Origin of the sequence: Pseudomonas sp. JL3, from assembly GCF_031570575.1 — a bacterium.
In the GTDB taxonomy this organism is placed as follows: Bacteria; Pseudomonadota; Gammaproteobacteria; order Pseudomonadales; family Pseudomonadaceae; genus Aquipseudomonas; species Aquipseudomonas cucumis.
On sequence record NZ_JAKWJK010000003.1, the window covers coordinates 96,774 to 115,875 of the forward strand.

A 19,102-nucleotide genomic window follows, 5' to 3' on the forward strand; every position below is an offset into this window, starting at 1 on the left:
GTCGATAGGCGAGTGCGCTGCCAATCTGCCAGGGCTGGCAGTCATTGGCAGTCGTGCGACTTGAGTACTTACTACTAGGCCAGACCTTGTTCTTTCAATCGTCGGTACAAAGTCCGTTCGCTAATACCCAAGTGCTTGGCCAGCTCACTGCGGGTACCTTTGAAAGTCGCCAGTTCCTGTGCTAGCGAGCTAACGTCGAAAGCAGTTGAAGTAGCGGCCTGAGCAGACGCCACCACGGATGCCTGGGGCAAATGTATGGAGCGGATCACACCATCGTCAGCGAACAGACTGGCTCTTTCCAGAACATTGCGTAATTCACGGATATTGCCCGGCCAGGAAAACCGCTGCAATTGTGTCAGGGCATCGGCATCTATCGTCAGTCGGCGCTTGCCTGAACCGGCACGTTGTAGAAATGAATTCACAAGCAACCCAATGTCTTCGACTCGGTCGCGCAAGGGGGGTAACTGAATGGGAAAGGCGCTGATGCGGTAGTACAGGTCCTGCCTGAACTCACCATTCTCCATCATTTTTTCCAATGGTTTGTGGGTCGCAGCAATTAACCTGAAGTTAGCGTGAAGGGTCTCGACACTCCCGACACGGCGATAAGTGCCCGATTCGATCAGGCGCAACAGTTTCACCTGCATGGCCAACGGAACATCGCCAATTTCATCGAGAAACAACGTGCCGCCCTGGGCCGTTTCAACCAAGCCAGGCTTACGCGTGGTGGCTCCGGTGAATGCTCCTTTTTCATGGCCGAACAGTTCGCTCTCAAATAACGTTTCGGTCAATCCAGAGCAATCAACGACGACAAAGGGTCCAGTGGCCCGTTCGCTGGTTTCATGTACGGCGCGGGCGAACAGCTCTTTGCCCGTACCGGACTCGCCTAGCAGCAGCACCGGTAGCATTGATGGCGCCACCCGCTGCAGCTCCGAGAGGGCCCGGTTAAAGGCTGGTGAACGGCCCACCAACCCTTCGTTGCTGGGTCGCGCTGATGCACTGCGAACCAGGGTGAGACGCTCCACATAGGCAGTAATAACGCCGTGATCGTCTAGAATCGGGCGCAATTCGACGTCGACATGCTCAGGACCGCGAGGCGTGTGGTGAATGTGTAAAACACGATCCGGTCCGCGCATTTCCTGCGCCTTTTTCATCGGGCAGTTCTCACCCGCCTGATCACAAGGGACATCGTAATGGTGTGAGATTTGATAACACTTATGGCCGATAAAGGGCTTGTCAGCGCTGCCAAACTGCCGCTGATAGGCAGTGTTGGCAGCCAGAATGTTGTAGTTCGGATCGAGCACGATCATCGGCTGGGGTTCGTACTCGAGAAACGAAACAAGTGACTGCACTTGATCCGGGTGCGGGAGCGAGTGGGCTGGGGTGGGCAGGATAGTCTTCATCGTGGCTCCTGAGAATCCATCCATCCTGTAATGGCACTGCCACCTCTGTCAACACGGACTGCCAATGGCAGTAAATCCAGGTAGATGTAGAAAACATCAAACTACATTTAGAACAATAAACCTAATAAAAACATATAGATAAGATCATATTTATGTACAACTCCGGCCTGGCAGACTTATTGCTATGTCAGTCCTTAGTGTGAGCGGCTTGGCAAAAGCCCCCTAAGGAGACAGGTCATGAGCGTAAAACTTCAAGTCGAAGGGTTCTTCGATTCTGCTACCAATACCGTCAGCTATCTTGTGCTGGATGAGGCCACCCACCACTGCGCTTTAATCGACAGCGTACTTGATTACGACCCTAAATCCGGCCACACCGCCACAACGTCTGCCGACAAGTTGATTGCGAGGGTGAATGAACTCAATGCGAGGGTCGACTGGATTCTCGAGACTCACGTCCATGCAGACCACCTCACGGCAGCGCCCTACCTGAAGGAAAAGCTCGGTGGAAAAATAGGCATCGGCAGCCACATTTCCACGGTGCAGGAGGTGTTCGGCACGCTGTTCAATACAGGTCGCGATATGGCCCACGATGGAAGCCAGTTCGATCACTTGTTCGTCAATGACGAGCCGTTTGCCATTGGCTCGCTGAAATGCCACGCGCTCCATACACCGGGCCATACACCCGCCTGTATGACTTATGTGATCAGCGATGGGACCGAAACGGCTGCATTCGTCGGCGATACCTTGTTTATGCCGGACTACGGTACTGCACGCTGTGACTTTCCCGGTGGCAATGCGCGTACGTTGTTCCAGTCAATCAACAAGGTGCTGAGTCTGCCGGCCAATACCTTGCTGTACATGTGCCACGACTACCAGCCTGGTGGCCGCGAGGTGCAGTTCGTCAGTACCGTTGCAGACCAACGCGCGCACAACGTTCATGTGCGTAATGGCATCAGCGAGGAGGAGTTCGTGGCGATGCGCACAAAGCGTGATGCATCGATGGAAATGCCGACGCTGATCCTGCCTTCGGTTCAGGTCAACATGCGAGCCGGGCACTTGCCTGAGCCTGAAGCGAACGGGACGCGCTACCTGAAAATCCCGCTCAACGTCGCCTGACGTTGCCTCCCCCGAACAACCTATAAGAAAAATACCCATAACGGAGACCCTTATGGACATTCGCCACCTTGCGCCTGGACTGTCGGTATCAGAACAGATCTTTTCCAACCAATTGGCTGAACTAAAAGAAGCCGGTTTTCGCACCATCGTTTGTAACCGTCCCGATGGCGAAGGCAGTGATCAACCCTTGTTTGCCGAAATCAAACGAGCCGCCGAAGCGCTTGGCATCGAGGCGCACTACCTTCCCGCGGAGTCAGGCAAAGTCACCGACGAGCAAGGTATTGCCTTCGGCAAGCTCCTTGAAACGCTGCCAAAACCAGTGTTGGCCTATTGCCGTTCCGGCATGCGCTCGACAACGATGTGGGCACTGTCACAAGCGGGCCAACAATCCCTGCCACACATTGTCGAGACGGCCAAAAAAGCCGGGTTCGATATGAAAGGCGTCATTCGCCGGATTGCGAATCAGGGGCGCACGCCGGTCGAAGTGGCCGAGGCGCAGCATACCGTGGTCATCATCGGGGGCGGTGCGGCAGGTATCGCGACTGCATCCAGTTTGCTGGCACGAGAACCTGGACTCGACATTGCCATCATCGACCCGGCAGATGTGCACTACTACCAGCCTGGCTGGACACTTGTCGGCTGTGGCGTCTTCGATGCGCCCCAAACTGCCCGCACGATGGGTACGACCATCCCCCGCGGCGTGCACTGGATCAAGTCGGCAGTCGCCGCTTTCGAACCCGAGAGAAATGCCGTCATTCTTGATGGATGCAGAGTCGTCAAATACGAGCAACTGATCGTGTGCCCTGGCCTGAAGCTCAATTGGCATGCAATCGAGGGTTTGTCGGACACCCTGGGCCGCCACGGCGTGACTTCAAACTACCTGTATCACCTTGCCCCCTATACGTGGGAACTGGTGCAGCAACTGCGTGGTGGCCGAGCCATTTTCACGCAACCGCCCATGCCGATCAAATGTGCCGGGGCGCCGCAAAAAGCAATGTACTTATCTGCCGATCATTGGAAACGTACCGGTGTATTGGACAAAGTCGAGATCGAGTTTTGCAGCGCCGGCGCGGTGTTATTCGGAGTTCCCGACTATGTACCAGCACTGATGGAATACATCACGGCTTATGGTATCGACCTGAATTTCGGCCACACACTCACCAGCGTGAATGGACCCGCAGGGACTGCAACTTTCAACTGCGTCAATCCGGATGGCAGCGCCCATCTTGTTACGCGCGACTTCGATCTCCTTCATGTGGTGCCACCGCAGATTGCACCGGATTTCGTTCGCGTCAGCCCTCTCGCTGACGCGGCTGGCTGGATTGATGTCGACCCTGCCACGTTGCGCCATAAAACCTGGGTCAATATTCACGCGCTGGGAGACGCCACCAACTCCAGCAACGCCAAAACCGCGGCCGCAGCACGCAAGCAAGCGCCTGTTGTTGCCCATAATGTGTTGGCTGCAATGGGTAAAGCGAAAGGCAGCGCCCATTACGACGGTTACGGCTCCTGCCCGCTGACGGTTGAACGCGGCAAGATCGTACTGGCTGAGTTCACCTATGGCGGCAAGGTCGCCCCCAGCTTTCCATCCTGGCTGATCGACGGTACCCGGCCATCGAGGCTGGCATGGCTGCTCAAGGAGCGAATTCTTCCACCGCTGTATTGGAAGGGAATGCTCAAGGGCCGTGAGTGGATGGCGAAACCTGAGCTGGCCGACCTATGAAATCAGACTTGAAGGCAAGGAGACTGGGATGATCGTGGTCTTACTGCTCGGCTTTACTGTAGGAGTCATTCTAGCGCTGACCGGCGCCGGCGGAGGAATACTGGCTGTTCCCTTACTGGTGTTTGGAGTGGGCCTGAGCATGGCTGAAGCAGGGCCAATTGGATTATTGGCTGTCGGTTTAGCCGCGACCCTTGGTGCCGCAATGGGACTCAAAAACGGCACCGTCCGCTATAAAGCTGCGCTTCTAATTGCAGGAGCAGGGATCGTCTGTTCCCCACTTGGCCTTTGGCTGGCGCAGCGCACGCCTAACCGTCCGTTGACGATCATGTTTGCCTTCGTGCTGATGTACGTTGCGTTCCGGGTATTTCAACGATCGCTCCCTCCTGCCACGGCGTCGAAGCCCCCCGTCGCATCCAAACCACCGCCTTGTCTATTGGATGTGAACCGAGGAAAGCTTAACTGGACTGGTCCGTGTGCATGGGCACTCACCGTCTCTGGCATTGTCGCGGGCGGGCTTTCCGGCTTGCTCGGCGTAGGCGGCGGCTTTGTGATGGTGCCGGCGCTCCAGCGATACACCAATTTGACAGCGCAGTCGGTGCTTGCAACGTCTCTTGCCGTTATTGCGCTGGTTTCCATTTCCGGCGTTGCTGCAAGCTCCGCAGCCGGGCATTTGCAGTGGGCAGTCGCCATTCCGTTTTCCATTGGAGCATTGGTCGGAATGGCCGGCGGGCGCCTGATCGCGGCACGGCTAGCGGGTCCACACTTACAAAAAGGCTTCGCCGCAGTTTCTATGGTGGTGGCGGTGGCCTTGCTGGTGAAAGCTATTTAGTCATGTACATCAGCCATCCACTTCAAGGACTACCCAAGCCTCGCCTATAGCCCGTGACTTGCGCCCGACCTCTCCTGCCAGTGATTTCGCTCAAATTAGTGCTACAAACACTTACAATTATTATATATTATTACTTAGCCAACTGAATGATTAGTGATCAATCGCATGCACGAATTAGATATCCAGCAGCTTCGCGCCAATGCCGATGCTGCCAGCCAATTCCTTAAGGCCCTGGCCAATCCGGATCGCTTGATCCTCCTGTGCCAGTTATCCCAGGGTGAGCGCAATGTCAGCGATCTGGAGTCACTGCTGGGGATACAGCAACCGACCCTTTCTCAACAGCTGGCGGTACTGCGCCGCGAAGGAATGGTCGAAACCCGCCGTGACGGAAAGCAGGTGTTCTATCGCATCAGCAGCCCCGCAGCACTGGCGGTCATCCAGACGCTGTATCAACAGTTTTGCGCAGGAGAATCCTCATGAATGTCGACTGGCTCAACTTCACTCCCTGGTCATCCCTTGCCGGTGGCGCTTTGATTGGCCTGGCGGCCAGTCTATTCGTCGTTGCCAACGGGCGTATCGCAGGCATCAGCGGCCTGATCGGCAGTCTTTTACAGCGTGGGAGCGAGGGGGTGAGTGAGAAAGCACTTTTTCTCCTGGGCCTGCTCATCGCGCCGCTTCTATGGGGCTTGTTCGCCACGCTGCCACAGATTGAGTTCAAAAGTGGCTGGTTCGGACTGATCGTCGCCGGTGTATTGGTGGGCATCGGCACACGATACGGATCAGGTTGCACCAGTGGACATGGGGTGTGCGGCATATCGCGCCTATCGCCGCGCTCGATGGTCGCCACTGTGTGTTTCATGTTCAGTGGTTTCGCCACGGTGTTTGTCTTGCGTCATCTGCTGGAGGGTTGAACATGACCAAACTGACCGCATTCATTGCTGGCCTGCTGTTCGGCTTAGGCCTGCTTCTGGCGGGCATGGCCAACCCCAGCAAAGTACTCGCTTTCCTGGATCTAACCGGTGCCTGGGACCCTTCCTTGGCGTTGGTGATGGTCGGGGCAATTGGCGTGGCCATTGGCCCGCTAACCTGGGCGCGACAACAATCCAGTTCGCTGCTGGGAAGGCCAATGCAGCTACCGATCAAGCGTGAATTGGACCCGCGCTTGATTGGCGGGAGCCTGTTGTTCGGCATCGGCTGGGGAACAGCGGGCATCTGTCCGGGCCCCGCAGTGGCAATTTTGCTGACAGGGCACTGGCAAGTGATCGTGTTCATGTTGGCCATGCTGGCCGGCATGTTGTTGTTTACTGCGCTGGAGACCCGGCGCAGTCATTGATCGGGAGATCGCCATGAAAGCGAACATTGGAACCATTGACCGTAGCCTGCGCATTGTCGCCGGTCTGCTTCTCATTGGCCTCAGTCTGTCCGGAGTGATCGGCGTGTGGGGGTGGATAGGTTTAGTGCCGCTGGCCACTGGCATTTTCCGTTTCTGCCCCCTCTATACATTGCTAGGCATCAAAACCTGTAACCGTTGCTGAGCGACCACCGTCGCACACTTGCGGGTGCCTGAAGGTGCCCGTGGTGGTTTAGGTACGCAGCGCTGATCACGGTTCCTTACCAAAGCCCATTGGTAGATCAGCACTCCACTTCATATATCGAAAAGAGAATTCCATCATGAAACCACATGTAGAAGCTTTTTTTGACTCCGCTACGTACACCTACAGCTATGTTGTCAGCGACCCGACTACAGGGCACTGCGCCATTATCGACTCAGTGCTCGATTACGATCCCGCATCAGGTCGCACGTCTTGCAAAAGCGCGGAACGTCTAATTGCCTACGTGCGGGAGCAAGCCCTTACGGTGGAGTGGTTACTGGAAACCCATGTACATGCCGATCATCTTTCCGCAGCGCAGTATCTAAAGCGCCAGTTGGGTGGCCAACTTGCCATCGGCGATCAGATCACGGTGGTGCAGAAAACTTTTGGTAAGTTGTTCAACGTAGGCAGCGATTTTGCTACTGATGGTCGTCAATTCGACCGGCTGCTTAAAGACGGTGAGCGCTTTTTGGTCGGAAAAATCGAAGCGCATGCCATCCACACACCGGGACACACGCCGGCCTGCATGACCTATCTAATCGGTGATGCTGGTTTTGTCGGCGATACGCTGTTCATGCCTGATTACGGCACTGCCCGATGCGATTTTCCCGGTGGCGATGCGCGAAATCTCTTCCAGTCCATTCAAAAGTTGTTCGAGCTGCCCGACGATACCCGTTTGTTTATGTGCCACGACTACAAGGCCCCGGGTCGAGATGACTACCGCAATGAAACCACCATTGCTGAGCAAAGAGCCCATAACGTTCATGTGCATGAAGGCACTAGCGAAGCAGATTTCGTTGCTATGCGCCAAGCGCGGGACGCTACATTGGGCATGCCGACACTTATCCTGCCATCCGTGCAAGTGAACATGCGAGCAGGTAATTTGCCTCCAGCTGAAGGCAATGGCACTTGTTACCTGAAAATCCCTCTTAATGTGCTCTGAGTGGCTGACGTTAATTGACTCGTCTACCAATGTCATCGCAGCCTGAGAAATACGGCACCCTGGTGCCGATGCTCCCGGTGGTGATGTCCACCGACCGCATGCTGCAACAAACCTTCAACGGTGGGCAGATTCAGTCTAAAGAACTGGACGCTTCACCTTTACTCTCGGCCAACTGGAGCATGTCAAAGGTCGCGGTTCAAGCAACCAGATGGGGATGTCCATTCCCGGGGCGAACAATCCGCAGGCCGGTGAGTTCGTCAACAAGTTCTACTATGGCGGCGTGGACTACAAGCCAACCAAAGACCTGACGTTGCAGTACTACTACGGCAATCTGCAGGACTTCTACAAACAAAACTTTCTGGGCCTCAAATACGACTGGCAAATTGGCCCCGGCACTTTGCGTACCGACCTGCGTCACTTCGACAACCGCTCCGATGGCGCCAACGGCCATGACCCGGATTTCTACACCTTCGGCTACTACGGTGACGGCGTCACCAAAGGCAAAGTCGACAGTCGCCTGAGCAGCGCGCAATTTACCTACCTGCTGAATGGCCATACATTCGCCGCGGGACTGCAACAAGTCAGCGGCGACAGCGACGCGGTCTGGCTGAACCAGGGTGACGGCTCCACCGCTTATTTCATGACGGAGTCGATGATCGGCAAGTTCCAGCGCGCCGGGGAAACCACTTGGCAGGTTCGCTACGGTTATGATTTCGCGCGGGTCGGACCTGGGTATGTACGAAAGCGGCTCGAAAATCCGTACCCCCACAGGCGACAAAGGCGAGTGGGAACGCAACCTGACGGTGAGCTATGTCATTCAGCAAGGACCGCTCAAAGACCTGAGCATTGCCCTGCGCCACGCCCAACTGCGCACCGAAGTGTCCACGCAACGGGACAGCTATGAGCATCGAGTGATCATCAGCTACCCGCTGAACATTCTGTAAAAAGCCTCTGGCGATACAGGTCACACAGTTTTAGATGACAGAGAAAAGACTGATATAAAGCTTCTGAGGACGCTCTTACCGCTGGATCGAGCAGCTTCAGCGTTGTCGAAGTCGTCGGTCCAACTCACTTATCAAGCTGGGGCCAAAGCCCTGCTGAGGACAAATACCGACCTCGGTATCAGCTGAGGATTCCACCCAGAGCCAGCCGTTTTGTGGGGGTAAAAACGACAAGAAATAAAAAGGGGTCGCGAGATACAATCTCGCAACCCCTTGAATTATATGGTCGGGACGGAGTGATTCGAACACTCGACCCCTAGCACCCCATGCTTGCAGGGGCGCTAAAAAGCTATAAAAACAGTCCTTTGGAACGGCGCCCACTGCAATCGATGCCGTACCGTGACTAACCGTGTTTTACGTTTCCCCGCAAAAGTCCCTACAGGCTTTCGACAAGAAAGCCCCTGCATTCCGGCGTCCTGCCAACCGAACACAATCACACCTCCCTACACCACCACGGATGTACTCGCCGGGCTGTAATGCCAAGGCGGTATAGCCCAGGTCATCGACAGTCATTGACCGGCCGGAAATCTAAATACTGTAAAGATTGTTGAACGCGACTTCTGCTCGGGGCATTCTTCGCGACGCAAATTTACATGGACAGTAACTTTTGATGTGCTCTTCACCTATGGATGTGCCTATCCCCTGCGCCTGCACGCTCGAGACCTCGCTTCATCCCAGCGGCCTGAAAACCTCATTACAGCTTTATGGACTGGTTCGCGTCGTCGGATTTAGCGACACACCTGCGAGCACACCGGTTGAAATTCTTTGCGCGGCGTCCGGCGAAGGCAAGGCGATTCGGGCCTTCGTTTCAAGGCTGGACGCTGAGTTGGTTGCCAGGTCAATGCCTGGCACGGGATATCGTGTCGTACCGCTGGCACAATTCGACCCCACTGAATTTATCCAGCAGCACCAGGGTTGGCTGACCGTCCATATCACCTGTGGTTTTACCTCACAGCGCGGCACGTTGCGACTTGCAAATGGCGACTTGCCAAGCTTGGGCTGGTTTACCCATGCCCAGACAGGCCCCTGGAGCCCGGGGCGCTTCATCCACTGGGGCGAAGAAGTCGCCGAGATATTGCTCAGTGCCTACCGCAGCGTTGGCATGCCCAATTACAACGCCTGGCTCAACCAACTTGATGGCTTTTCCACTCAGGCCATGGACAACTGCGTCGAAATTGCTTGGCAGACGCTGTTGGCCTGCCGTCCCAAGCGCGAAAACCACCGAGCACTGTTCGACCCTATGGATGAGTGCTGGCGCTTTTCCGACTCGCCCATCGACCCCTATTACCCCATTTGAAACCTTGAAAAGGAACTTCCCATGAGTGGCAAACCTGCTGCCCGAGTAACAGATCCCACCAATTGCCCGCTTCCAGGGCATGGTACGAATCCGATTGCCAGCGGCTCCCCCAATGTGAACTTCGATGGCCTTGCCGCCGCTCGTATGACCGATAAATCTGCATGTGGTAGCCCGATCACCGGCGCCGTTAGCGCTACGGTTCTGATCAATGGGCTAAATGCCGCTACTCAAGGCAGTACCGGTGGCCACGGCAACGTGGTTATGGCTGGATCCGGCACGGTCATTATTGGCGATACCTTCGTACCAGCCCCCTTCAGCGGCCTGCTGCCGATGCCAGTGCATTTCAGCGACAAGCTCAAATTGGTCGACGAAGCCACCGGCGAACCGATGCCTAATCACGGCTACGCCATCCAGCGCGCCAACGGCAGTGTGGAACATGGTATCAGCGATGCGATGGGGTATACCCATGTGGTGAGCTCGCACTTGCCTGAAAGCATCAAACTGTTCTTGGAGGACTGAGGGAATGGCAGCAGAACAGGTTGTTCTCCCAAGTGGCAAAACAGCGAGTCTAGCGACCACGCACACGTTGACGGCGGCAAATGATCCGGCGGTCAAGTCGGTGCCTGTCGCAGAGAAGAAGGCGATTGTATTTTTTATTGGCGGGGCTGCAGACCAAGAGAAATACTATTTTCAGGGTGCCTTTCATAACATCGACGACGCCAGAAACATTCTCGACAAAAGAATCAGCGCCATTAAACCGCTGTCGAAAAAATATACAAGCTGGGCAAAAAGCTATAACGATGCGAAAGGATCCAGTGATATTCAAACTAACTTCATTGCCAACATACCCAGTAAATCATGCCCGATTTACATAGTTGGGCACAGCCTTGGTGGGTGGAATGGAGCACACCTATCTAGAATCTTGTCAGAGGCCGGCTACTCCGTTAAGTTTTTGGTCACGCTAGACCCCGTAGGACAAGGGTTTTGGGTATGGGTGGGTTCGGACATTTACAAGTCTGAACCCTCACCTATTGCGGAAACCTGGATCAATATTCGGGCAAATTCCAGCCAGCCAGACTCCTCCGATGGCGTAGCAAAATTTGGAGAGCACTGGATAATAACCGATGGCCCGACCATGAACAAAACAATGGACATTCATCACGCCTCGGCAGGCTGGATGTTCATAGAACCCGTTCAAGGAACAAAGTCCGCTTGCGACCTGATATTTGACTCCATCAATGGTATTTTTGGCCAATGACCCTACATCGCAGTTTCATTTACGCATCGATACTCCTATGCACTGCTTGCGCAAAAACAGCTAGTATCCCGCCAGCCGACCTGACGCTGTCGTCTTTTGGGCTTGGACCAAATAATCTTTACACAATCATTTTCACGTCAAACATCGACCTACTGAACGCCTTCAACACCTACGAGAACGCCAACCAGTTAACGCCGATGTTGACCTGTTCTCTAGATAATGACTTGGACTTCTCGGTGGATCACTCCATCAACGTAAAAGCAGAGGGACGAGTGACATCGAAGAACGAAAGCAAAACCAACTATACTTTTCTAGCAGATCTTGTTTTTTATCATACTAATCTGGATGGAACTCAACTCGATCAAAATAGCTATGACGTAATCAAGCCACTAATTGCAGCTCAAAAATCAATTCCTTGCAAGGTCCGCATAACGGCATATGGATACAAAGCCTATTACACCAACACCTTACTCATCCCATCTGCACTCATGATGGATCAGATGAGCAAATAAGTTCCCCCACCATTACGCTGCGCAAGCATCGACATCTGACGATGCTCAACGCAGTTTAACGAGTTCCCATACAATTCCCTACAGGCTTTCGACAAGAAAGGACCTGCGCCAAGACGCCCTACCGCCCGAACAAAATCAAACCTCCCGGCAATACCAAGACTGCGCATACAGAACACCATCGACCTCCTCCAGACCACTCAGCGTGAAGCCGAGCGTTGCCATGCTGGTCAGGCGGGCATCAAGAAGCGACCGAAGTGGTGGCTCATCACCCGGCCAAGCACCATGCCGCAGAGATGCGGTGCTTGACGTTCTTTTGAGGATGTCAGACGGCGCGCTGGAGAAAATGATATCGCCCTTAACTGGCTCCGCACTGGCGATATCCCTTTTTGATCTGGCGACGCCGCACTCTCTCATGGGTACGATTAGGAACTGCATTGCTTAACCATACTGGACAAAAACACAGTATCCGGGCGATATGCTGATTGCTCAATTGGTCGCTGACGATCGGTAACGTTTCGCCTTGATGCAGTAGAGACTGTTCTACGCTGAAAGCACGGTCAGGAGAACCTGACCATGGGTGGATGACGTGCGCAATCAGGAGCAGAAGCTAATCTCCCCTTTGAACGATAAAACTCAATAATCGAAAGTGTCTGCCGATAGTCAAAACAATGCCCCAGCATTAGGGGATTTTAGAAATGTGGAGTAGCAGGCTCAAGCTTATGAAAGATATCTATCTACTGATCGAGCATGGTATGGATCAGGGCGAAGTTTATGTGCTTGGCTGGTTCGATGATGAGAAAAGGGCCAAGGAAGTGGCTGAGGAGAAGGAGTGGGAGGCATACCGCGCCAGCTTGAAAACTGAGCACCCTTGGTCAAATCACAAACCGCTGCCGCCAGACCAAACTAAATATCGTCGCTTCTGGATCAAAGAGATTTCCAAATTTGATCACGTTCCAGTTCCTAGATCCTCGGCAGTTCATTGACCCCCCATCCGACTTCTGCTCGATTGCAGATCTATCAACTTATCTTCCAGCGGTGACCTCCCGGACGTACGCCTGACAAGCAGCCAGTGCAATCAATCCTTGGTCACCGTCTCCGGTGATGGCGACAATTCGTTGAGCATGCGCTGGGTCAAGTTGGGCGCGCGCTCCTCCATGAACCACGCCGCCGGCTTGGGTACCGGCTGGCACTGAACAGCCATTGGCTGGATCCTCGGCAATGAGGACTGACAGCCGCAGATCAGAAGTGGCAAGGCGATCGCGCAGGCGAGCCTGGTCTTTTTGTGCATCGCTCAATTTCCTGTAGTGGGTTTCTTCGCTGGCCGATAGGCGCTGCTCGAGGGCCAGTCGCTTGGCCTTATCGGCGCGCACCTGGGCGGCGGCCGCGTTGCTGATGGCGTCCAGGTCGTCCCGATGCCCCAATCCTGAAGCCGCACGCAGCCCTTGCTGTCGAAGCGTCTCGACCTGTTGCTGTAAGGCGTCGGTATACGTTTTGACGGCCAGAGTCTGCTTGCGCAGGCGACCGTCTTCGTTGGTTGTAATGATTGAAAGCTGGCTGTCCGTTTCCTGCTGCGCCTTGACCATCGCGCTGCGTGCGTCCGATATCTTTTGGTCGATCTGGCTGATCTGCGCTGCAGTCGTTCCCTTTTTGGCCTTGGCTGCTTCCAGGGCCGCGATTTCCGCCTCATATCCCTGGGCTACTTCGACGGCTTGTCCTGCAAGTACTCCAGCTTCTTCGGCACAGTAAGCGTCGGGTCTTTGTGGAAGGCCAGGCCCAACAAGCCATTGCGTGTGTGGCCGGTGGCGTTCTTGAACACCGCACGCTCGCGGTAGGCCTTGTTGCGATCAGTGTTCTCCGGCGACTTGTCGTGACGTTCCGCTGTTGAAGCGGCCGTTCGTGCACGGTGCCTGGGACTGCTGGCAGGTCTGCGCCGACTGGTACACCCCATATTCTTTCTGGACCGCTTCAACAACCTGTGAAGAGCACTGGGAGGCTCCAGACATTCGCTTCCAGCCATCCGATTACGGTGGCTTGCACATTTACTTCGACAAGAAGCCCAAGGATCACGGGATTACGAGTTATTCCAGAAGCTCCGAGCGCAGCGAATACCTGCTCGACAATGCGATCCACATCTGCTTCGACCGTCACGGGAAGGACCGAGACGAAAAGGGTCGCGAGATTGGATCGGTGTACGCCGCGAAAATCGAAAACGAGAAGATCAGCCAAACCCTGAAATTCCAATCTCCATTCGAAAAGATGGTCGCTGCACTTTACTTCGGTAAATCCAAGATCATCGTCGACTGTGATGAGGATGAGTTCAGCTACGGCATCTACGACTGAACAACCAGCGCCACGACAGCCTGTCGTTAACTGCCCGATCCTCTCTATGAGAGCGCATCGGGGTGTGTCTGAATCCTGCAGCCAAGCAGCAAGCTTCCACGCAGCGACGAACAGGGCCTGATGCGGGAGTTGGCACCCGCCAGACACACCCCGATGCGAACGAAACGCGCCTGTTATCGCTTGTTTACCTCTCGGTAGTAGCTATTACAGACGGCTTCCACCAAATCTTGATCGGCCTGAGAGTTTATTTTTATGACCGCCTGCTCTACTTCAATTTTGTACTTCGATTGAGTAGCGATTTCGCGGACGTCATCCGCCAGTTGGTCAGACATATGCGTATGTAGCGATATGAATTGTTCTAAAGAAAGAACCATGTCTGGATGCTTCTTCCCACACTCTTGATGGAGGGCGACGGCCGCAACGGCAATTTCGTGGTCACTGGCAGCTTGGGCTGTCATCACATGAGTGAAGGCAATGAGTGCGATGGACATGCCATTAAGTGCTTTCTTCAGAGACATTTGAAACTCCAATTCTCAAGTAATTGGCATCAATGCCAACGCGAGCCTATCGGCCGAACCTTTCTGTTTCTTTAGCCCCTTGCCGACCAAATCTGAATGCACTCCCCTCCGCGCCCAACGGCAACCAGCGGATCGGATGAGTGCAGCCGAATTTTGTTGGACGACCACTGGTTAAAGCCCGATGGATCACCCTGAATGGCCTCACGGTCAATATGTTTAAAAAGGATGCAGGGCGGCCCTCGCCTTAATCCACCTCGCCGATCTGGAGGCGATCATGAACACCCCGCATAGTTCTCTGCCCAAACACCATCGCAAGCCGCCTCCAGTGAGCGATAGCCCGCAGGATGCAGCACGAGCGGAATGGCTGTACAACGCCGCCGAAGATCTGCTGCGCGGCACTGACGTGTCCTTCCAGCGCCGCATGCACAAGCCTCAGGGCGTGACCGCTGCTCAGTTCGCCCTGGCAGTAGATGAATACGTGAACAGCCGCCTTGCCGATTGCGAGGTGGACACCCCGGCACTCGGGCGGTTGTTGATATCCGTGGAGCGCGGAAACGCTGACAGGACCGCAGCGGCAGAACTGCTGGGCAACAGCGATCACCCGTTGGGCATGCTTGGCGAAATCGCAGAGGCACTGTTACAGCCACTCGCCGATGACGCGCTGATAGCCAAGGCTGAGGACGGCGATCTGTGAGCCCGCACATCCTGATCGATCAGGCACTCGACGGCGTGTCCGCACCATCCGGCCAAGAAGACATCAGCTTGTTGGTCCAGGCGCTGATAACGCGCCTATTCACCGACGGTGCAATCACCATCGACGAGTTCAACCACTACTGCAAACGGCTGCGCGATATTTGCCAGCAGCGCAAGGAGGCATGATGACGACATCACCAGTCAAAACGCTGATTGACGAGCAACTCGACGAGATCGAATCGAAATTGATCTTGCTGGGCTTCGGCCTCCCCTTCAATGAAGTGATCGGCAAGCCTCGGGAAATGCACGTGGCGAATCTTCCTCAGCGTCTGGCGGCAACCATGAAGGGCGGCCGGATCGCAGTGAGGGTCCGGCAATGAGACCAATCTTCTGGCTGCTCACCGCCGGCCTGCTGATAGTGATGCTGGCCTATAACGTCATCCGAGACGCAACCGGCGTCTGCCAGCCACCGCAAGTCGCTCACAGGTTCTTCCAGTGACCAGCCGCCAGCGGGCGCGGCACCTGCTGATCTGGCGCGGCTCGTTCCCCGCTATCACCGTCTTCGCCTTCCTGATGTTGCTCAGCGCTCTCGCTGATCGCGTAACCCAATAACCTCACACTTCAACGCTGCGTGCATCGCGGCAAGGAACCCGTATGTCCGCAGAGCGCAAACCCAACCAAGTTGTGGAGGGTGTCGAGTCGAGCGTGGTCACCACCATCGATCAGCGCCGATCGCCAAATGTCGCAACCGAGGTTCCGGCTCAATCTAACGACGCTGCCAGCATCATGTCCGTGATCATCCAGGTCGCCGCCAATCCAAATGTCGATGTCGGCAACATGGAGCGGCTGATGCAGATGCACGAGCGCCACGTCGACCGACAGGCTTCGGCAGCATTCAGCGTCGCAATGGTCAGCGCGCAGAAGCGAATCAAGCCGGTGACGCGCAACGCGCTCAACAAACACACCGCCAGCACCTACGCCAGGCTCGAAGATATCGACCGAGCTATCAGCCCGATCTTCACCGAGGAAGGCTTTTCGCTGTCCTTCGGCACCGCCGATTCTCGTCTGCCTGGCCACCTTCGCGTTACCTGTGAATGCATGCACGCCGGCGGCCATACAAAGCTTTACCAGCTTGACCTTCCGATCGACGCCGCAGGCTCTGGCGGCAAGACAAACAAAACCGGTGTGCAGGCGAACGGCTCGACAATCAGCTACGGCCGGCGATACCTGACCCAGATGATTTTCAATGTCACCACGACCGATGACGACGATGACGGGAATTCGGGGGCTCCACCAGTAGAGGTCTTGCCGCCGGAGCCTGAAGCCCTTCCCCCGTACTCACCCGAAAAGTTCACCGAGAACTTCCCAAAGTGGGTCGCCATGATTCTGAGCGGGCAAAAAACAGCTGAACACATCGTCGTGATGCTCGGGCTTAAGGCATCTCTAACCGAGCACCAGAAAAAAACCATCCTCGCAATCATCGCACCATCACAAGAAGGAGACGCATCTTGAAAATTCATTCAGTAATCCAAGGTTCCGAAGCCTGGCATGCGCTCCGCGCCAACTACTTCACCGCCTCCGAGGCGCCGGCCATGATGGGCGCCTCGAAACAGATGAAGCGCACCGAGCTGCTTAGCGCCAAAAAGACCGGCCTCGACCGCGACGTATCGTGGTGGGTGCAAAAATACCTGTTCGACAAAGGCCATGAAGCTGAAGCCCTGGCTCGACCAATTCTGGAAGCGCGGATCGGCGAAGACCTCTTTCCCGTCGTCGGCACCGACGGCGACCTCCTCGCCTCACTCGACGGCTGCACCATGCTCGGCGAAACACTGTTCGAGCACAAAATGTGGAACGAGCAGCTCGCCGCCGATGTACTGGCCGGCAATCTGGACCCGCACTACTACTGGCAGCTCGAACAGCAACTGCTGGTGAGTGGCGCCGAGAAAGTGATCTTCGTTTGTTCCGATGGGACAGAAGACAATTTCGTGTCGATGGAATACACACCGGTGCCTGGCCGCGCCGCGACACTCATTGCCGGATGGAAGCAGTTCCAAGCCGACTTGCTCGACTTCACGCCGGTCGAGGTCGTGCCGGAAGCTGTCGGCAAAACGCCGGACAGCCTGCCGGCGCTGCGCATCGAAGTCACCGGCATGGTTACCGCCAGCAACTTGGAACAGTTCAAGGCTCACTCGCTCGCGGTCTTTGACTCGATCAACACTGAACTGGAAACTGACCAGCACTTCGCGGACGCCGAGAAGACCGTCAAATGGTGTGGCGATGTTGAAGAGCGCCTGGCCGCGGCCAAGCAGCATGCGCTGAGTCAGACAGAAAGCATCGACACCCTCTTCCGCACCATCGACGAGATCAGCGCCGAGGCACGCAGAAAGCGCCTCGAACTGGAAGAACTGGTAAAAGCTCGCAAGGTCAGTATCCGCGAAGACATCGTCATGAGCGCGGCGAAGGCGCTGCAGTTGCACGTCGACCAGATCAACAACTCACTAGGTGGCAAAGCTCGCATGCCGGCCGTGCCCGCCGATTTCGCTGGCGCCATCAAGGGCAAGAAGTCCATCAGCAGTCTGCGCGATGCCGCCGACTCGGAATTGGCCAGGGCGAAAATCGCTGCCAGCCAGGTCGGCGATGGCATCCGCGCCAACCTCGCCAGCTATGACGAGCTGGCCGCAAACCATGCGTTCTTGTTCAACGATCTCCAGCAACTGGTGCTAAAGGCGAACGATGATCTAGTGGCGCTGATCAAGGTGAGGATCTCGGAGCACAAGAAGGCCGAGGATGAGAAAGCCGAAGCCCAGCGTGTACGGATTCGCAACGAAGAGTTGCAGCGGATCGAAGACGAAGCGAAGGCGAAAACACTTGTCGCGACCGTCGCCGAGCCTGCTCCCGTTGTAACACCTGCACAGGCGAAAGCAGCTCCAATCATTCAGACAGCCACGAAGCCAGCTGCGGTGCAATCTAGCCAACCGGTAGCGATGCAGGCTGAGGTTTACGATCTCGACGCATTGATCAAGGCCGTGGCCTACGGCCAAGCACCAATCTCGATGCTCACAGTGGACTGGACAGCGCTCGACGCACTTGTCGCGGACCAAGGCGCCCAGTTCAGCATGGCCGGCGTGAGGCTGGTGAAGGTGGCCGCATGAATGCATCCAGAACCTTAACCCTTCAGCAGGAGCAAGTCCGGATCGATGCCGCCCGCGAGGCTTTCATAGCTCGCGGCAAGACCGTCCAGATTCTTGAGTCGTTTCAGTTCAAGCCGGCACCGGCCAGGAAAGAAACGATTGACCCTGAAACAATCCTCAAGCGTCGCCCCAAGGCCCTGAGCCGCTCCGATCGGCAGGCGCTTCGCAAAATGGCGGACTCACTATGAGCAAGAGAAAGCCCCACAACCTCAAGGCGCGGATTGATCGTTCATGCCGCGCCCTATTGAGCACCAACCACGTCGCGGTGGTGAACATCGACCCGAGCGGTCGCCAAGGAATGATCAATTACAAATCGCTGAAGAACATCGCGCCCGGGAAGATTGGCCAGGCCGTGTGTGGCACAGCCCACCGCTGGACGATCTACCTCAGCGCTCTCTGTATTGATGCCCGCGGCGACCGCTACAGCAAGTCGATTGAGGTGGCGCCGGACGGCGTGTACCTCTCCGACCACTTGGAAGACGTGATCGAGCACTGCTACAAGCAACTCCGCGACTCGGCCAATCAAAGCCAGATGATGGCTTCTGGCTGGATCACTATCCCTGAAGCTTTATCGCTCGACGAGGCTCACGCAGCGCGGATTTTTGAAGCGGTCGGAGCCTGGAATCAGGTCAAGCTAGCAGCGTGAGACGCTTCCGCACCCAACAACGCAAAATGACAAACCTGGCTGG

25 protein-coding genes and 1 pseudogene are annotated in these 19,102 nt (G+C 55.6%); 23 read left to right on the forward strand and 3 right to left on the reverse strand.

The genetic code is table 11. From position 1 onward, the window contains the following. Positions 1 to 74: 74 nt before the first annotated feature. Positions 75 to 1,400, reverse strand: coding sequence for a sigma 54-interacting transcriptional regulator (locus MMG91_RS06685; RefSeq protein ID WP_310659147.1), 1,326 nt, complete (start codon positions 1,398 to 1,400; stop codon positions 75 to 77). 237 nt (positions 1,401 to 1,637) lie between these two features. On the opposite strand from MMG91_RS06685, the gene MMG91_RS06690 reads away from it, so the two are divergent. The 14 genes and pseudogenes from MMG91_RS06690 to MMG91_RS06755 all read left to right on the forward strand — a co-directional run bounded on the left by MMG91_RS06690 (position 1,638) and on the right by MMG91_RS06755 (position 12,654). Then, a complete protein-coding gene (locus MMG91_RS06690) occupies positions 1,638 to 2,516 on the forward strand; it encodes an MBL fold metallo-hydrolase (protein WP_310659148.1) in 879 nt (292 codons plus the stop codon). 52 nt (positions 2,517 to 2,568) lie between these two features. Continuing rightward, positions 2,569 to 4,239, forward strand: a complete 1,671-nt coding sequence (locus MMG91_RS06695; RefSeq protein WP_310659149.1) for a TIGR01244 family sulfur transferase — start codon at positions 2,569 to 2,571, stop codon at positions 4,237 to 4,239. Positions 4,240 to 4,267: 28 nt separating this feature from the next. After that, positions 4,268 to 5,068, forward strand: a complete 801-nt coding sequence (locus MMG91_RS06700) for a sulfite exporter TauE/SafE family protein (RefSeq protein WP_310659150.1) — start codon at positions 4,268 to 4,270, stop codon at positions 5,066 to 5,068. Between the two features lie 165 nt (positions 5,069 to 5,233). After that, the gene (locus tag MMG91_RS06705) at positions 5,234 to 5,548 is read left to right on the forward strand and encodes a metalloregulator ArsR/SmtB family transcription factor (RefSeq protein WP_310659151.1); all 315 of its coding nucleotides are present in this window, start codon (positions 5,234 to 5,236) and stop codon (positions 5,546 to 5,548) included. After that, complete coding sequence (locus MMG91_RS06710) at positions 5,545 to 5,979, forward strand: YeeE/YedE family protein (RefSeq protein ID WP_310659152.1); 435 nt, start codon at positions 5,545 to 5,547, stop codon at positions 5,977 to 5,979. Before MMG91_RS06705 ends, MMG91_RS06710 begins: the two co-directional genes overlap by 4 nt. A gap of 2 nt (positions 5,980 to 5,981) precedes the next feature. Continuing rightward, complete coding sequence (locus MMG91_RS06715) at positions 5,982 to 6,401, forward strand: DUF6691 family protein (RefSeq protein ID WP_310659153.1); 420 nt, start codon at positions 5,982 to 5,984, stop codon at positions 6,399 to 6,401. Positions 6,402 to 6,414: 13 nt separating this feature from the next. Continuing rightward, positions 6,415 to 6,603, forward strand: coding sequence for a DUF2892 domain-containing protein (locus MMG91_RS06720; RefSeq protein ID WP_310659154.1), 189 nt, complete (start codon positions 6,415 to 6,417; stop codon positions 6,601 to 6,603). A 136-nt stretch (positions 6,604 to 6,739) separates the two neighbouring features. Further along, positions 6,740 to 7,603 carry an MBL fold metallo-hydrolase gene (locus MMG91_RS06725; RefSeq protein ID WP_310659155.1) on the forward strand — a complete coding sequence of 288 codons (864 nt, stop codon included), beginning with the start codon at positions 6,740 to 6,742 and terminating at the stop codon, positions 7,601 to 7,603. A 47-nt stretch (positions 7,604 to 7,650) separates the two neighbouring features. Beyond that, positions 7,651 to 8,547: pseudogene (locus tag MMG91_RS06730) on the forward strand (OprD family outer membrane porin); the annotation flags it as partial. A 682-nt stretch (positions 8,548 to 9,229) separates the two neighbouring features. Beyond that, positions 9,230 to 9,901 carry a hypothetical protein gene (locus MMG91_RS06735; protein ID WP_310659156.1) on the forward strand — a complete coding sequence of 224 codons (672 nt, stop codon included), beginning with the start codon at positions 9,230 to 9,232 and terminating at the stop codon, positions 9,899 to 9,901. Between the two features lie 21 nt (positions 9,902 to 9,922). Further along, on the forward strand, positions 9,923 to 10,420 hold the full coding sequence (locus tag MMG91_RS06740) for a PAAR domain-containing protein (protein WP_310659157.1): 498 nt from the start codon (positions 9,923 to 9,925) through the stop codon (positions 10,418 to 10,420). Positions 10,421 to 10,424: 4 nt separating this feature from the next. After that, complete coding sequence (locus tag MMG91_RS06745; RefSeq protein WP_310659158.1) at positions 10,425 to 11,159, forward strand: alpha/beta hydrolase; 735 nt, start codon at positions 10,425 to 10,427, stop codon at positions 11,157 to 11,159. Next, positions 11,156 to 11,671, forward strand: a complete 516-nt coding sequence (locus MMG91_RS06750; RefSeq protein ID WP_310659159.1) for a hypothetical protein — start codon at positions 11,156 to 11,158, stop codon at positions 11,669 to 11,671. The genes MMG91_RS06745 and MMG91_RS06750 overlap by 4 nt, the downstream gene beginning before the upstream one ends. 719 nt (positions 11,672 to 12,390) lie before the next feature. After that, complete coding sequence (locus MMG91_RS06755) at positions 12,391 to 12,654, forward strand: hypothetical protein (protein WP_026286635.1); 264 nt, start codon at positions 12,391 to 12,393, stop codon at positions 12,652 to 12,654. 39 nt (positions 12,655 to 12,693) lie between these two features. Here MMG91_RS06755 and MMG91_RS06760 read toward each other — a convergent pair whose 3' ends face one another. Then, complete coding sequence (locus MMG91_RS06760; protein ID WP_310659160.1) at positions 12,694 to 13,254, reverse strand: lysis system i-spanin subunit Rz; 561 nt, start codon at positions 13,252 to 13,254, stop codon at positions 12,694 to 12,696. A 298-nt stretch (positions 13,255 to 13,552) separates the two neighbouring features. Here MMG91_RS06760 and MMG91_RS06765 point away from each other — a divergent pair, with 298 nt between their 5' ends. Then, positions 13,553 to 14,011: a hypothetical protein gene (locus MMG91_RS06765; protein ID WP_310659411.1), complete on the forward strand. Its 459-nt coding sequence runs from the start codon at positions 13,553 to 13,555 to the stop codon at positions 14,009 to 14,011. Positions 14,012 to 14,184: 173 nt separating this feature from the next. On the opposite strand, the gene MMG91_RS06770 is transcribed toward MMG91_RS06765, so the two are convergent. Then, positions 14,185 to 14,529, reverse strand: coding sequence for a hypothetical protein (locus MMG91_RS06770; protein WP_310659161.1), 345 nt, complete (start codon positions 14,527 to 14,529; stop codon positions 14,185 to 14,187). Positions 14,530 to 14,803: 274 nt separating this feature from the next. Here MMG91_RS06770 and MMG91_RS06775 point away from each other — a divergent pair, with 274 nt between their 5' ends. The 8 genes from MMG91_RS06775 (at position 14,804) to MMG91_RS06810 (ending at position 19,059) form a co-directional block, all read left to right on the forward strand. Then, on the forward strand, positions 14,804 to 15,223 hold the full coding sequence (locus MMG91_RS06775; RefSeq protein WP_310659162.1) for a hypothetical protein: 420 nt from the start codon (positions 14,804 to 14,806) through the stop codon (positions 15,221 to 15,223). After that, positions 15,220 to 15,408 carry a hypothetical protein gene (locus tag MMG91_RS06780; protein ID WP_310659163.1) on the forward strand — a complete coding sequence of 63 codons (189 nt, stop codon included), beginning with the start codon at positions 15,220 to 15,222 and terminating at the stop codon, positions 15,406 to 15,408. The genes MMG91_RS06775 and MMG91_RS06780 overlap by 4 nt, the downstream gene beginning before the upstream one ends. After that, on the forward strand, positions 15,408 to 15,602 hold the full coding sequence (locus MMG91_RS06785; protein ID WP_310659164.1) for a hypothetical protein: 195 nt from the start codon (positions 15,408 to 15,410) through the stop codon (positions 15,600 to 15,602). The genes MMG91_RS06780 and MMG91_RS06785 overlap by 1 nt, the downstream gene beginning before the upstream one ends. Continuing rightward, entirely contained in the window at positions 15,599 to 15,721 is a 123-nt protein-coding gene (locus MMG91_RS06790; RefSeq protein WP_310659165.1) for a hypothetical protein, read from the forward strand. The genes MMG91_RS06785 and MMG91_RS06790 overlap by 4 nt, the downstream gene beginning before the upstream one ends. Positions 15,722 to 15,876: 155 nt before the next feature. After that, positions 15,877 to 16,734: an ERF family protein gene (locus tag MMG91_RS06795; RefSeq protein ID WP_310659166.1), complete on the forward strand. Its 858-nt coding sequence runs from the start codon at positions 15,877 to 15,879 to the stop codon at positions 16,732 to 16,734. Beyond that, positions 16,731 to 18,374, forward strand: coding sequence for a YqaJ viral recombinase family protein (locus MMG91_RS06800; protein WP_310659167.1), 1,644 nt, complete (start codon positions 16,731 to 16,733; stop codon positions 18,372 to 18,374). The genes MMG91_RS06795 and MMG91_RS06800 overlap by 4 nt, the downstream gene beginning before the upstream one ends. After that, complete coding sequence (locus MMG91_RS06805) at positions 18,371 to 18,601, forward strand: hypothetical protein (RefSeq protein ID WP_310659168.1); 231 nt, start codon at positions 18,371 to 18,373, stop codon at positions 18,599 to 18,601. The genes MMG91_RS06800 and MMG91_RS06805 overlap by 4 nt, the downstream gene beginning before the upstream one ends. After that, a complete protein-coding gene (locus MMG91_RS06810; RefSeq protein ID WP_310659169.1) occupies positions 18,598 to 19,059 on the forward strand; it encodes a hypothetical protein in 462 nt (153 codons plus the stop codon). Before MMG91_RS06805 ends, MMG91_RS06810 begins: the two co-directional genes overlap by 4 nt. Positions 19,060 to 19,102: the final 43 nt, after the last annotated feature.

What these genes read in the sequence shown, in the direction of transcription:
- MMG91_RS06790 (WP_310659165.1), top strand. Translation starts at nt 15,599, where the DNA reads ATGAGACCAATCTTCTGGCTGCTCACCGCCGGCCTGCTGATAGTGATG.
- MMG91_RS06720 (WP_310659154.1), top strand. Translation starts at nt 6,415, where the DNA reads ATGAAAGCGAACATTGGAACCATTGACCGTAGCCTGCGCATTGTCGCC.
- MMG91_RS06810 (WP_310659169.1), top strand. Translation starts at nt 18,598, where the DNA reads ATGAGCAAGAGAAAGCCCCACAACCTCAAGGCGCGGATTGATCGTTCA.
- MMG91_RS06705 (WP_310659151.1), top strand. Translation starts at nt 5,234, where the DNA reads ATGCACGAATTAGATATCCAGCAGCTTCGCGCCAATGCCGATGCTGCC.
- MMG91_RS06805 (WP_310659168.1), top strand. Translation starts at nt 18,371, where the DNA reads ATGAATGCATCCAGAACCTTAACCCTTCAGCAGGAGCAAGTCCGGATC.
- MMG91_RS06735 (WP_310659156.1), top strand. Translation starts at nt 9,230, where the DNA reads ATGGATGTGCCTATCCCCTGCGCCTGCACGCTCGAGACCTCGCTTCAT.
- MMG91_RS06770 (WP_310659161.1), bottom strand. Translation starts at nt 14,529, where the DNA reads ATGTCTCTGAAGAAAGCACTTAATGGCATGTCCATCGCACTCATTGCC.
- MMG91_RS06710 (WP_310659152.1), top strand. Translation starts at nt 5,545, where the DNA reads ATGAATGTCGACTGGCTCAACTTCACTCCCTGGTCATCCCTTGCCGGT.
- MMG91_RS06750 (WP_310659159.1), top strand. Translation starts at nt 11,156, where the DNA reads ATGACCCTACATCGCAGTTTCATTTACGCATCGATACTCCTATGCACT.
- MMG91_RS06695 (WP_310659149.1), top strand. Translation starts at nt 2,569, where the DNA reads ATGGACATTCGCCACCTTGCGCCTGGACTGTCGGTATCAGAACAGATC.
- MMG91_RS06775 (WP_310659162.1), top strand. Translation starts at nt 14,804, where the DNA reads ATGAACACCCCGCATAGTTCTCTGCCCAAACACCATCGCAAGCCGCCT.
- MMG91_RS06760 (WP_310659160.1), bottom strand. Translation starts at nt 13,254, where the DNA reads ATGGTCAAGGCGCAGCAGGAAACGGACAGCCAGCTTTCAATCATTACA.
- MMG91_RS06685 (WP_310659147.1), bottom strand. Translation starts at nt 1,400, where the DNA reads ATGAAGACTATCCTGCCCACCCCAGCCCACTCGCTCCCGCACCCGGAT.
- MMG91_RS06785 (WP_310659164.1), top strand. Translation starts at nt 15,408, where the DNA reads ATGACGACATCACCAGTCAAAACGCTGATTGACGAGCAACTCGACGAG.
- MMG91_RS06755 (WP_026286635.1), top strand. Translation starts at nt 12,391, where the DNA reads ATGAAAGATATCTATCTACTGATCGAGCATGGTATGGATCAGGGCGAA.
- MMG91_RS06740 (WP_310659157.1), top strand. Translation starts at nt 9,923, where the DNA reads ATGAGTGGCAAACCTGCTGCCCGAGTAACAGATCCCACCAATTGCCCG.
- MMG91_RS06715 (WP_310659153.1), top strand. Translation starts at nt 5,982, where the DNA reads ATGACCAAACTGACCGCATTCATTGCTGGCCTGCTGTTCGGCTTAGGC.
- MMG91_RS06700 (WP_310659150.1), top strand. Translation starts at nt 4,268, where the DNA reads ATGATCGTGGTCTTACTGCTCGGCTTTACTGTAGGAGTCATTCTAGCG.
- MMG91_RS06745 (WP_310659158.1), top strand. Translation starts at nt 10,425, where the DNA reads ATGGCAGCAGAACAGGTTGTTCTCCCAAGTGGCAAAACAGCGAGTCTA.
- MMG91_RS06795 (WP_310659166.1), top strand. Translation starts at nt 15,877, where the DNA reads ATGTCCGCAGAGCGCAAACCCAACCAAGTTGTGGAGGGTGTCGAGTCG.
- MMG91_RS06690 (WP_310659148.1), top strand. Translation starts at nt 1,638, where the DNA reads ATGAGCGTAAAACTTCAAGTCGAAGGGTTCTTCGATTCTGCTACCAAT.
- MMG91_RS06725 (WP_310659155.1), top strand. Translation starts at nt 6,740, where the DNA reads ATGAAACCACATGTAGAAGCTTTTTTTGACTCCGCTACGTACACCTAC.